This window comes from Methanosalsum natronophilum (assembly GCF_024808815.1).
Taxonomy (GTDB): Archaea; Halobacteriota; Methanosarcinia; order Methanosarcinales; family Methanosarcinaceae; genus Methanosalsum; species Methanosalsum natronophilum.
Genome location: NZ_JANUCS010000002.1, coordinates 42,428 through 55,583, shown reverse-complemented (window position 1 = coordinate 55,583; position 13,156 = coordinate 42,428). Strand labels below are relative to the sequence as shown.

Below are 13,156 nucleotides of genomic sequence, written 5' to 3'. Positions count from 1 at the left end.
TATATCAACTTTAACATAATTATTTGTTCAATGAACAAATTCACAAAATTTTTGCTTGCATCTTTTATTATAAGTATTATAGCAATTTTGTTTATCTTAATTATCACAGTTGATGCAACTACTTTTCAACATTTGCTTTATGTTCAACCCCAGTATCTTATTTTAGCTATTGCTGTTCATATTTTTTCTTACTTTATATGGGGACTTCGGACAAAGTTCATGTGTTCTGCTTTAAACTATGATATAAGTAGTTTAAAAGCAACTGAAATAATAACGTCAGGTGCTTTTGCAGCCACTTTCACACCTTCTTCAGCAGGTGGTGAGCCTGTTAGGATTCATTTACTTAACAAGCACAATATTCCTTTAGGCAAATCAACAGCTATTGTGTTGGCTGAAAGGTTGCTGGATGCCTTCTTCATTGTGCTTACTTTACCTTTTGCTCTATATATCTTTGGTGATTTACTTTCATCATCTGGAATGAATGCCTTTTTAATATATCCGATATTGTTTTCTATATTTATCATAATGATATTGATTTATGCTCTTTGGCGTCCTGACCATACACGAAACGTTGTCCACTTTATTGCTAATAAAATTGGAAAAACTATAGGTAAAACTGCGGACAAGATGACTGGAATCTTATCTAAAATTGATTCAGAGCTTGATAATTTCCATAACAGTATTTCTTTATTCTTAACAGATGGAAAAATTGGTTTAATTTATGGGATTTGTTTTACTATATTTTATTGGCTAGTACAGTTCTCGATATTACCTTTGATATTGCTAGGTTTAAATCTAAATCCATCTGTAATAGCAGCATACTCGGCTCAGATATTAATCACTTTGATCTCGATTGCAGCGATAACTCCCGGCTCAAGTGGTATTGTTGAGTTAGGTGCAACACCTATCTTTGCACTTTTTGTTCCTTCACCAATGCTGGGACTTGTTGTTATTGCTTGGAGATCAATTACATATTATCTAAACATAGTTATAGGTGGGTTTGTAAGTATAAAAATATTAAAAGACATGGATATAATTAATAGAATATTAGATTGATATGTATTTAATGAAGTCATTATGATCTTCCCCTATTTTCCGCAATAGATCGTTTTTGCTGGTGTATGGTCTACTGGAAGTAATATTTATAGCTTGTTTCTCAGTAACACCTGGAATTTTTCTAATTAGGTTCAGAGTTGATCTATTTACATTTAGTGGATAGGGTAATCCATGTAGTGCCCTTGGTTTGTGAGAAAAAATAGTTACATCCAGTACTTTTCCAACAGGATATTTTATTGGAATCTTTACAATAAGGGGATATGTCCCAAGCTGCCTGGCCAAAGTAAAGTTATCATGGGATTCTTCGCATATGACATCTTTTAAAATGGTTCCTGCAGGCACAACTTTTTTTAACATTGGTAAATCAATTTTGTTTCTAATACGTTCTTTATATTGCATGAAAAGTTTCTTGTTTTTATTGAGTTTTTTCTTTTTATTGTAGATTGGAGTTCCAGGAAAAGCAATTACTTGTCTTATATTGATCCGTCTTAGGTAATAATCATTTTCAAGGACTCTCTGCAAGAACTCATAATTAAGTTGAAATGTTTTTTTTGATTCTCCTGCTAATCCATGTACTATGTTTAGTCCAGGTAAAAATTCAGGTAATCCATTGTAACCTCTTATTTTTCCAACACTGTTAATTAACTTTATAGCAAAAAAAACATCATCTGGATCTGCTTTCAGATTATTTGCTTTAATCACAACTGGATCTGCACTTTCCATTCCAATAGCAGCTACGTCACCCGGTGTATGATACTGAATTATTGTTTTCATGATTTCTAGAGATTCATCTGGATATTGTGCTATAGTTGCTGGATTGACATTGTCCATATGTAGTGTTTTTAATTTAGGGGCTACGCTACGTATGCCCTTATATAATTTATTGATCATTTCAGGTTGTGGTTTTGGCATTCTTTCACTGGTTTCACGTGCATGGTAACCAAATAGATCGGGTTGACGACCTAATCTAAAATGCAAAGTACCTTGTTCATATAAACTTTTGATCTCTGAAACAACATCTTCTATTTGTCTAAAATAAGGTTCACCATAGAAATGTTCAGTACAAAAATCACAATAGGATTTCCTTGCACACCCTCGATATGTTTCTATCTCCGCAACAATGTGAGGGAATTTGGGGTGTAAGATTGGCAGATATGCACCTATGCAACTCCATCTACTAATTTCTTCATTGGTACGCAACCTAAAATCAATATTAGAAATTTCATTCTTAGTTTCGTATTTTATCAAATCGAAGACAAATGCTTCTATATCGCCCTTTACCAGTAAAAAATTATCAGTTTCAACATCTATGCTTTTGGCTACGCTTCCACCTTCTTTACTAAGACCCAAGTGCACAGGGCCACCTAATAATTTGATTCCTTTTGATGCTCTAAATAATGAACGTATTTCGTTTTCACTTATTGGGGTTGCATTAAGGTATTTTCCCGGGACTGTTGAACCTGCAATTATTATCAAGATATCTGAATTCACAATCCAATCTTTTGTATTTTCAGGATAAACTCTTAAATGATCTATTGTAGTATAATTTATGCTGTTTTTAGATAAACCTGCGTCAATGAGTGCACCAGCTATATATCTTGGATAAGGTGAAATGTATGGATCTACTCCAAGGCAAGCAGGCTCGTCAACATATCCATCAATTATCATCACTTTCATTTTATCATTTTATTTGCTAGTCTTATATTGAAGTAGTATATCTTTAATCAAGGTATATTTACTCGTGGTTTACATCAATAAAAGTGTTCTTATATTTTGATTAATATTTAACTATTAGGTGTTTTATTTTATGAGAAGTGATAGTATTAAAAAAGGTGTCGAAAAGGCACCTCATCGTTCTTTGTTAAAGGCAGCTGGACTTACAGACTCTGAAATCAAAAAACCCTTCATAGCAGTAGTAAACTCTTGGAATGAAATCGTTCCAGGACATATACACCTTGATAAACTCGCTGAAGGAGTAAAAGCAGGGATAAGGTCTGCAGGAGGGGTACCTTTTGAATTTAATACAATAGGTATATGTGATGGTTTGGCTATGGGACATGAAGGAATGAAATATTCACTTCCAAGTAGAGAAGCTATAGAGGATTCAATTGAACTAATGGTTCAGGCTCATCAGCTTGATGCCATGGTATTGATTCCTACATGCGATAAAATTGTGCCTGGTCATTTAATGGCCGCTGGTAGACTTGACATACCTACGATTGTTGTTACAGGTGGACCTATGCTACCTGGCTTTTCAGATGATAAAAATAGAGATCTAGTCTCGGTTTTTGAAGGCATTGGTGAATTCAGAAATGGTAAGATTAGTGAGGAAGAGTTTCATTTAATAGAAACACTATCTTGTGGGGGAGCAGGATCATGTGCAGGCTTATTTACTGCAAATACTATGGCTTGTCTTACTGAAGCACTAGGGTTATGCTTACCTGGATGTGCTACAGCACACGCAGTTGATGCTAAAAAAATACGTTATGCTAAAGAATCTGGTGAAAGAATTGTGGAGATGGTACATGAAAATCTAACACCAAGTAAAATAATCTCACCCGAATCAATAGAAAATTCAATAAAGATCGATATGGCTATTGGAGGAAGTACTAATACGACCTTGCATTTACCTGCTATTGCAAAAGAGTTTGGAATGGAGCTACCTTTAGAGTTATTTGATGAACTCAGCAAGACAACACCTCATTTAGTATCTCTTAGACCAGGTGGAGAAGACCTAATGCTTGACTTTGACCGTGCTGGGGGAGTCCAAGCTATAATTAAACAACTTGAGCCTTTATTGGATATGGATGCCAAAACTGTAACTGGAAAGACGGTCAAAGAAAATCTTAAACAACTTATAATCGCTAATCCAAAAACAAACCAAAGAGTAATATCATCTTTAGAGAATCCCGTTCATGCAGAAGGCGGTATTGCTATCCTAAAAGGTACACTTGCACCAGAAGGTGCTGTTGTAAAACAATCAGCCGTTAGTGATAAAATACTAGTGCATACAGGAAAAGCTAAAGTATACAACAGCGAAGAGGATGCAATGAAAGGTATCATGGATGGTAAGATCCAAGAGAATGATGTTGTAGTAATACGGTATGAAGGGCCTAAAGGTGGACCTGGAATGAGAGAGATGCTATCACCAACATCTGCAATAGCTGGACTTGGTCTAATTGATTCTGTTTCTTTGATAACTGATGGAAGGTTTTCTGGAGGTACTAGAGGCCCATGTATTGGACATGTTTGCCCAGAAGCTATTGATGGAGGCCCTATTGCTCTTGTAAAAACAGGTGATGAAATAGAGATTAATATTCCTAAGAGAATTTTAAACTTAAATATAAGTGAAGAAGAACTAGAATCAAGGAAAAAGTCGTTGACACATCCACCCAAAAAGGAAATAAAAGGATACCTATCTAGGTATCAGAGATTTGCCGGTCCTGCAAATAAAGGTGGTGTATTTGATTGAGGGAATAAAAAAATCACTTATATTTTTTATTTTTACTATTAGAAGGATGTTTTAATTTGGAATTTATAGGATTATGTACTGCATGTAACAGAAATACTAAACTTTATACCTGCATAATATGTGGTAGCTTGGTATGTAGTAGTTGTTTGGAGAATAATACTGGATTATGTAAATTATGCATGAAAGGTAAGAATATATGAGACTTTGGACTATTGCTCAACAATCAAGCTCGAGATAAGTAAGTGATACCATCTTCTTGGATTTTATTGATTTGACCTGACTCATGTAAATGTTCAAGTTGTTCTTCGATCAGCTCAACATTATACTTTTTCGCGAGTAAGTTTGTAACAACATCTTTTTTTATAGTTGATCTAATTGGGATATATGCAAGCAAATTCTTCTTCAATGAATTAGAGTTTTGTGGGCTATTGTTAAAAAAGTTCTCATCATCTTTGAGTAAAGAGCTTTCATCATGATGGTAAAATGTTTTATTTTCAATTGATAGACTATTACTTATTGGTTGATTATCACCAATATCAGCAATCAAAAAATCTTTATCCTTTGGACAATGGATTAAATTGAAGTTTTCGTAATTAATGGTATCAATGGTATCCTTATTTTCATCAATTTGACATTCTTGAGTTTCATCTCTGAATACCTTTTGTTCTAATTCATTAGCATTTTGAATATTTATTTTTTGATCTAGGTTAAAAACAGTGGTTTCTAAAACTTCAATTTTTTTTGTGATAACATTTAATTCATCGAAAAGAGTAGAAAGGTCTTTGTTATTTTCAAAGTCTTTGCTATTATTATCTTCAACAAGAGAAGACTGTGTTTCCATAGGCTCAGCTGAATTTAGATGATTTTCTATTAATTCTCTTACAAAATGGCTTTTGTTTTCTATTTCATTTAGTTTTTCAAATAAATCATCTGGTAGACTTATAGTTAATCTTTTCATGTTGATCATTTAAAGGTCTTTAATGAATAAATCATACAGTTCGAACATATTCTTTTTATTAATAGGTATAGGTGTTTTAAATTATTCCTCTACAAATAGCTGTTTTAATACATGGATTTACTATTTTATACTAGATAATTTATTGGGTGCATTAAAGAGGATTCAATACCCAGATCATCTACCGATTCACGTACCATGATGTCAGCCATTGAGACAATGGGAAACACATAAGGTGAATTTTCTATGGGGCCATATAATACATAATCTCCTGCCGCTACAACTTGCATACTAACTGATCCAATATCGCATATTTTATATTTTAGGTAATCTTCTTTTTTCTTTTCTTGTAACCATTTCCAGGATGATGGTGCATTATGTATTCCTGAGCCAACAGGGAGTCCCCACTTAGCTTTTGATACAATTGACATTCGAAGAGCTATTCCAGCACCGTTTCCCATAGGAGTAATACTAGGATCAATTAATTTATTTCGGATCCCACATTCTTCAGCTACATCTATTAGTCCTTTATCTAGTAAATTACCACCATTATCCAATAAACTTATTCTACCGTCTAATGACGAATCTACTGCATTAAAACCTAAAATAATCGCACTATCAACATCTGAAATTTTCAAGGCTTCAATTTCTTCATATTCAGTGCTCATATTCAAAGAATTATAGATTGCTCTATCAGCCAGTCCAGTTTCTGTAACATGCTTAGAAGCATTTATTCTAACATCTGGTTCCGAGGAATCAACAATGAAAGGTACATCAGAAATATTGTCAATAAAATCAATATATCGTATAATACTTTCAGATGATTCTGCGTATATATGTATGATAGAAGGTATTTTAGTTTCATCTGAACCTTGTTGCTGAATGTTAATTAACTCTTCAGCAGAGCTCTTATCGAACAAGCCCTTTGTTGGATCACTAACAATCTTGTGACCTTTGTAAAATATAGTTCCAGCAATAACACTTGGGAGTTCTCCAGGCTGTCCACCTACTTTAGTTCCCGCAATGTTGCAAATTGTTTGATCTTTTTGAAATCTGAACATTATTAATCCTCATAATTTATACATTAATTTTAAATATGGAACCTGTGACCGAATCTATGCCAAATTCTTCACTTATAATTATATCTGCAGAAGAACCTGCTTTTATAGTTTTAGCTGGTTTTTTATTATTTTTTTGAAGTATGTAGGGATTTTCCTCATATGGTCCGTTTTTTCTGTAGTACTCATGAACTAATCTATGAATTTTTTCTGTATCTGTTATTCCAGTCATATCAACGATATCAACTTGTTCTTGGAACCTTTTGATAGCACTTTCAGGAATATTTTCAATAAATGGTATTGCTCCTTCTGAACCAATGATTCTTCCATTATTATCTATTCCATTTTCATGTAATGAAATTAAAGATTTTCCTGATAAGTGACCTCTAGATTCTCCACCACATAAAAGAATGTACCTTATATTTGAGTTTGATATTACATTGGTGACTACCTTTTCAACACCCAAATTTTCTGTTTTACAGGTTCCCCAGATAGCTGCCTCATCACATGTTTCGATTGAACTAGCGAGAGTAACAACTGCAATACATGACTCAGGATCACCAATGATATAATCACCTTTGAAAGGTGGCCAGTTTTCAGCTATATTGTCCATCTTATCCTCTAATTTTTATTTTTTACAAATAAAGTCAAGTAAATTTAACTAATGCACTAGCAAGTGTTATTGCCTTTGTATAATGTCCACCTACTCTTGATGTATCTACGAAAATATGTTCTTCATTTAGGATTGGAGCTCCTATTCCATCACCACTACCTAAAAATACGAGTGTTCTGAATATAAGATTACCAGAAATACCATCGGGTGCAAAAATAAAGTTACTTTCTTTTATAGCATCCTCAATTAGAATGGTATAGTGCTCAGCTTTAATTCCTTTAGATCTTATTTGGTTGAGCAGAAATTCTCCATCTGCTAATGTTCTGTCAACAACTGGATCTCTTCCAAGATCTCCCATTCTGCCTCCTGATAAAATTCCTACTCTCGGCTCGATATCAAATCTTTTAATAAGCTTTGTTCCGCTGACTATAAATTCAATTCTATCTGCAAGGCTTCCAAATTCGTCAATTCCAACGGGTGCTAAAAAGAAAAATTTACCAGAAGAAGTTACAAGGAGTGCTATCCTATGTAATTTATCAATTTTTAATTCTGATTTCACTACTTTTAATGTATCGGAAGCATTTGCAGTTCCTCTTACTGCTGCATCAACTTTTTTAGCAGCTAATAGTTTTCCTAATTCTTGTTCAGGGTCATTGGTATCAAATATGCGAGAAATAGGAGCGAAAGGTTCAATTTGTTTCTTATTCCCAACTATTACTACATCTGCATACCCTTGCTTCTGAGCTAGGTTTATGCTTGAAATCATTTTAGATGTCGGGTTTCTGATACCGATTGCAACTCTAGCCTTGTTCTTTAATGCTTCTTTTTGAATTCGTTCTAAGAGCTCATTATTTTGTGAGTCCATAGCGTCTCCTCGACTGTTACTTGAAAAAGAATTAAATGCAAACATTAATTAATTTTCCCCTTTATGAGTATACAAGATGATGACTATAGATGAATGGGCCGAAAAATATCGCCCCCGTTCTCTTTCTGAAATAGTGGGTAATAAAAAAGCTATTGAGACTATGAGTCGTTGGGCCGATGAATGGATTCGTGACATCCCAGAAAAAAAAGCTCTTTTACTTACAGGAAAAGCAGGTATTGGGAAGACATCAGCAGCTCATGCTCTAGCTGCTGATTTTGGCTGGGATATAATTGAGCTCAATGCAAGTGATAAAAGAACTGCAGATGCTGTTGAAAGAATTGCCGGTTCAGCTTCAACAATGCATTCATTGGATGGTAGTACTTCTAAACGTCTCATAATTCTTGATGAAGCTGATAATCTTCATGGAACTAGTGATCGTGGAGGAACACGTGCAATTGGTAAGATGGTAAAAGAGACAAATCAACCTATTATACTAATTGCTAACGATATGTATGGCGTGGCATCGACCATCAGGTCATATTCTGTTGAAGTTAAGTTCAATTCAATTCAAACTAGGTCAATGATTCCTCTTCTAAAAAGGATTGCAGTGAATGAAAACATTAAATGTGGTGTTGGTGTCCTTGAAAAAATCGCAGAAGGAGCAGATGGAGATCTAAGAAGTGCACTAAATGATTTCCAAGCAGTATCAATGGGTAGAGATGAGGTAAACCTTGAAGACATTGTTATATCTGCAAGAGATACACAAGCTTCAATATTCAAAGTTCTTCCTAAGATATTCAAGGGACATAATATTGTGGAAGCTTATAGGTCAGTATATTCGCTTGATGAGAGCCCAGAAGACCTTATACACTGGATAGATGAAAACCTGATTTATCAGTATATGACAGATGATAAAAAAATAAATGAGGATATAATAAATGGACTTTTTTGTCTTTCACGCTCAGATATTTATCTTGGTAGAGTTAAAAAAAGACAAAATTATGGTTTGTGGAAATATGCGAGTATGATGATGACCGCTGGGGTTCTAGTATCTGGGAGTAAGCGGAAATCTGGATTTGTGAGATATCAGCCGCCTTCTATGTGGAGAAGACTCGGGCAATTAAGAACAAAAAGAAATCTTAGAGATAATGTATCTGTAAAGATTGGTGAACACTGTAATGAATCAATGAGGTATTCAAGATCTAATTTAATACCTTTATACTCTCATTTTATTAAAAATGAAAATAATGCTATCGATGCAATATCGAGACTTGATTTGAGCATGGATGAGGTTGTATATCTTTCTGGTAATACAAAACCTACTAAAAAAATGAAGGAAATTTATGAAATTGCACAAACTCGCTCATACAAGGAGCAAGAGGAAGAAACATTATTTTATCAATCTAAAAAGAAGCAAGCAAGTGTATCAGAGTTAGATAAATACAAGATGGATATCAAGGCTGAAGACGAACAAAAAAACAATGAAGAAAACAGTCTTAGTCTGGTAGACAATGAAAAATCTTCGAAAGAAAACAAAAAATCTCAAAAAACAATATTTGATTTTTGATCATGAGGTAAATCACATGAGTACTTTAATCGCTGAAGAACTCGCAAAAAACCAAAAAGCCATCAGTGTAGCGGAATTCTTTGAAAAAAACAGACAAATATTAGGGTTTGATTCAGGGCCAAGGAGTTTGATTACAACTATCAAAGAAGCTGTAGATAACTCACTGGATTCATGTGAAGATGCTCAAATACTCCCAAATATTTTAGTTCATGTACAGAGGATTAGTAAAGATCATGTTATTGTAACTATTGAAGATAACGGACCGGGTATTGTAAAAGAACAAATACCTAAAGTGTTTGCTAAATTACTATATGGTTCTAGGTTTCATTCACTAAAACAAAGTAGAGGGCAACAAGGAATAGGTATATCAGCTGCTGTTCTATATTCTCAACTCACTTCAGGACAACCTACTAAGATAATTTCTAAAATAGGAGCACACTCTCCTGCACATTATTATGAATTGATGATTAACACTCGTACGAATGAACCTGAAATCTTTAAAGATGAGGAGATTGACTGGGACCGAAACCAGGGGACTAGAATAGAGTTAGAAATGGAAGCTTCTTATGTAAAAGGTAGAAGACAGTCAGTCTATGAATATTTGAAATCAACGGCTGTTGTGACGCCACATGCAAGAATTACTTTAATAGAGCCGGATGGAAATGAAATTGTGTTTGAACGTGCGACAGACAAATTACCTAAACAGGCACAGGAAATTTTACCACATCCACATGGAATTGAACTGGGCACACTAATGAGAATGTTGCGATATACAGAAAGAAAGAAACTTGGTGCTTTTTTACGTTACTCATTTTCTAAAATAGGTCTTTTTACAGCTGAAGAGATATGTAAAGCTTCAGGATTAGACTTTGATATTGACCCGCATGATATCGATCGAAACCAGGCGAAGAAAATCTTAGAGGCCTTTAAAAAAGTGAAAATCATGTCACCTCCAACAGACTGTTTATCTCCAATTGGAGAAGAACTGATATATAAAGGGCTTCAAAAGGAGTTTGACGTTGATTTTATAGCTACAGCTACACGATCTCCATCTGTATACTCGGGGAACCCATTTGTTATAGAAGTTGGAATCGCGTATGGTGGCAGACTTCAAAAGGACGATAGAGTTGATATCTCAAGATTTGCAAATCGTGTTCCTTTACTATATCAACAAGGTGCCTGTGTGACCACTAGAGCAATTGAATCCATTCGATGGAAACAATATGGTCTTAATCAGCCTGGAGGGGGGCTTCCAATCGGACCAGTTATTCTTCTGGTTCATGTGGCTTCTACGAATGTACCATTCACTTCAGAGTCAAAAGATGCTATCGCAGAAATACCTGCTATACAAAATGAGACTGAGCTTGCATTGAAAGAAATTGCTAGAAAGCTTAATAGATTTTTGAAGCGACAAGGTACACTTAAAAAGAGAAGAGAAAAGGAAATTATAATCACCAAAGTTTTACCTAAAATGGCTGAAAAGCTTGCAAATACGCTAGAAAAACCAGTTCCTGATATAAGCCCAGTTGTTGCTAAGATCATGGGTAACGTGCATATTGACTCAAGTGCAGATAAACATGAGACAGGTGAGATTAATGTTAGAATTAAAATAAATAACCATGGCTCCAAATCGTTCGAGTTTGATATTCATCAACTTCTTCCTTATGAAATTAAAAGGGCAAGTCCTGAACCAAAGGTTGTGAGTGTTGGTGATCAGTATGATTATATTTGGCCTGTAAAAATAAACCCAGGTAACTCTAAAGCCTTAACATATACTTTAGAGCTAATTGATGAAAATGATGAAAATAAATTAGGAAATATTATCGTGGAAGGAATGGAACAAGAACTTGTAACTGGTGCTAAATGTGTGAAAGGGGTATAAATGGCGTCTGAAATCTCAAAAAAGAAACTTGAACATGATCGGCTGGCTAAGCAGAATTTATTAAAGGTAACAGAATCCTTATATGATCAATTCAAGGAAGGCATAATTCCAAACATAGTTATGCCTAGCCGAACCAAAAAAAACATTGAGTACAATGATGAAAGTGATGTATGGGTATATGGGGGACGAGAAAGTGAAAGAAGTTCTAAGACGGTTAAAGGTGCATTTCAACTACTGAAGACCACCCATACAATTGATTTTTTATTGAGCAATCACCTATCTCAAAACCGTGGTTCAACTTTAAGGGAATTATACTACATTTCTGAAAACTGGGATGTTGCTAAGTTTAAAGAGCAACCTGAAAGTGATAGGCTAATTGAAGACCTTGAAATAATCACAAATCTTCAGCGGGAATATTTCCACATGCGTCCAGAAGAAGATGGAGCAACCATGTTTGGACCTATTAGGATTCATGAAGAGACAAAAAGGGGTGACCGGATAATACACTGTCAGGAAGATATAGGTGAAAGTGGTTATCAAATACCTTTCAATGTAGAGAACATAAACTTTGTGGACCATGATGCAAATTTCATAATCGCCATTGAAACAGGTGGTATGTACGCAAGACTGATTGAAAACGGATTTGATGAAAAATATAATGCTATACTTGTCCATTTAAAAGGACAACCTGCTAGATCTACTCGTAGATTGATTAAAAGAATGAACGAAGAACTTGGTATACCTGTGGCAGTATTTACTGATGGAGACCCATGGTCATACAGAATTTATGCTTCAATTGCTTATGGAGCAATCAAAAGTGCACACTTATCTGAATTTATGGCTACACCTGCTGCAAAATTTATTGGAGTTCAACCAACAGATATCGTTGAATATGAACTATCTACTGATAAATTAACGGATAAAGATATAAGCGCACTAAGAAGTGAACTTTCAGACCCGAGGTTTGAGACAGATTATTGGAATGAACAAATAAATCTCCAATTAGAAATCCAAAAAAAGGCAGAACAGCAGGCTTTTGCAGGTAAAGGATTGGATTTTGTAACAGATATATATCTACCCGATAGATTATCCGATATTGGTATAATCTAAATCAAGAAGTATCAATTAATCAGCCAATTTCATTCAGATTTATAACTTTCATTTTTAAGTGTTGAGGCTATTCTTACGACATTTGTCAGAAAACAAGTAGTTTATTTACAAAGTCAAGGTTATAGAAAATCTTATATCATGTATCAACAATTCATTTAGTTGATTCATATGTCAGCAAATAAGGAAGAAGTAAAAGATGTCAAAGGGTTCATGCCAAGGGCAGTTAAATATGCTCAAAGTGTAGATAGTGGCTTTGCGAATGGAATTTCTGAGCTATACAAATCGATATGGACAGATAGAGAAAATGGCCTATCTATGAAACAAAAGCATCTAATCACATTTTCTATAGCTTGCTCAAAGAATAATACGGACAGTGCTAAGAAAATACTTGAAAGGCTAAAAAAATTTAATGCAACACGTCAGGAGATTGAAGATGTGATGATGATAGCTACATGGACAAGTGGTGTTCAAAACTTCACTGACTTTAGTATTGTAGTTCTTGAAGAAATGGATAGACTAGGTTTCTAAAAATCATTGTCAACAATTAGCTTTAACTATTTTTTATATAGAGGTGATTC

The 13,156-nt window shown here is 34.4% G+C and carries 11 protein-coding genes; 6 read left to right on the top strand and 5 right to left on the bottom strand.

Translation table 11 applies throughout. From position 1 onward, the window contains the following. Window positions 1-30: 30 nt before the first annotated feature. Entirely contained in the window at window positions 31-1,056 is a 1,026-nt protein-coding gene (locus J2T59_RS01700; RefSeq protein ID WP_259133379.1) for a lysylphosphatidylglycerol synthase transmembrane domain-containing protein, read from the top strand. Here J2T59_RS01700 and J2T59_RS01695 read toward each other — a convergent pair. Next, on the bottom strand, window positions 1,048-2,733 hold the full coding sequence (locus J2T59_RS01695) for a radical SAM protein (RefSeq protein ID WP_259133377.1): 1,686 nt from the start codon (window positions 2,731-2,733) through the stop codon (window positions 1,048-1,050). The genes J2T59_RS01700 and J2T59_RS01695 overlap by 9 nt on opposite strands. Before the next feature lie 130 nt (window positions 2,734-2,863). On the opposite strand from J2T59_RS01695, the gene ilvD reads away from it, so the two are divergent. After that, window positions 2,864-4,528 (top strand): dihydroxy-acid dehydratase, encoded by a 1,665-nt coding sequence (ilvD, locus tag J2T59_RS01690; RefSeq protein ID WP_259133375.1) that lies wholly within the window; start codon window positions 2,864-2,866, stop codon window positions 4,526-4,528. A 223-nt stretch (window positions 4,529-4,751) separates the two neighbouring features. On the opposite strand, the gene J2T59_RS01685 is transcribed toward ilvD, so the two are convergent. From J2T59_RS01685 to mtxX, 4 genes are all read right to left on the bottom strand, one after another. Beyond that, window positions 4,752-5,495, bottom strand: coding sequence for a CopG family ribbon-helix-helix protein (locus J2T59_RS01685; protein WP_259133374.1), 744 nt, complete (start codon window positions 5,493-5,495; stop codon window positions 4,752-4,754). Between the two features lie 116 nt (window positions 5,496-5,611). Next, entirely contained in the window at window positions 5,612-6,544 is a 933-nt protein-coding gene (gene mtrH / locus J2T59_RS01680) for a tetrahydromethanopterin S-methyltransferase subunit H (protein WP_259133373.1), read from the bottom strand. 16 nt (window positions 6,545-6,560) lie between these two features. Then, complete coding sequence (locus J2T59_RS01675; RefSeq protein WP_259133372.1) at window positions 6,561-7,154, bottom strand: tetrahydromethanopterin S-methyltransferase subunit A; 594 nt, start codon at window positions 7,152-7,154, stop codon at window positions 6,561-6,563. Window positions 7,155-7,188: 34 nt separating this feature from the next. Further along, on the bottom strand, window positions 7,189-8,019 hold the full coding sequence (gene mtxX, locus J2T59_RS01670) for a methanogenesis marker protein Mmp4/MtxX (RefSeq protein ID WP_259133576.1): 831 nt from the start codon (window positions 8,017-8,019) through the stop codon (window positions 7,189-7,191). A 76-nt stretch (window positions 8,020-8,095) separates the two neighbouring features. Here mtxX and J2T59_RS01665 point away from each other — a divergent pair, with 76 nt between their 5' ends. The 4 genes from J2T59_RS01665 (at window position 8,096) to J2T59_RS01650 (ending at window position 13,106) form a co-directional block, all read left to right on the top strand. Continuing rightward, window positions 8,096-9,586 carry a replication factor C large subunit gene (locus tag J2T59_RS01665; RefSeq protein ID WP_259133371.1) on the top strand — a complete coding sequence of 497 codons (1,491 nt, stop codon included), beginning with the start codon at window positions 8,096-8,098 and terminating at the stop codon, window positions 9,584-9,586. 16 nt (window positions 9,587-9,602) lie between these two features. Continuing rightward, complete coding sequence (locus tag J2T59_RS01660; protein WP_259133370.1) at window positions 9,603-11,468, top strand: DNA topoisomerase VI subunit B; 1,866 nt, start codon at window positions 9,603-9,605, stop codon at window positions 11,466-11,468. Beyond that, complete coding sequence (locus J2T59_RS01655; protein ID WP_259133369.1) at window positions 11,469-12,578, top strand: DNA topoisomerase IV subunit A; 1,110 nt, start codon at window positions 11,469-11,471, stop codon at window positions 12,576-12,578. A gap of 168 nt (window positions 12,579-12,746) precedes the next feature. Further along, window positions 12,747-13,106 (top strand): carboxymuconolactone decarboxylase family protein, encoded by a 360-nt coding sequence (locus tag J2T59_RS01650; protein ID WP_259133368.1) that lies wholly within the window; start codon window positions 12,747-12,749, stop codon window positions 13,104-13,106. Window positions 13,107-13,156 lie beyond the last annotated feature (50 nt).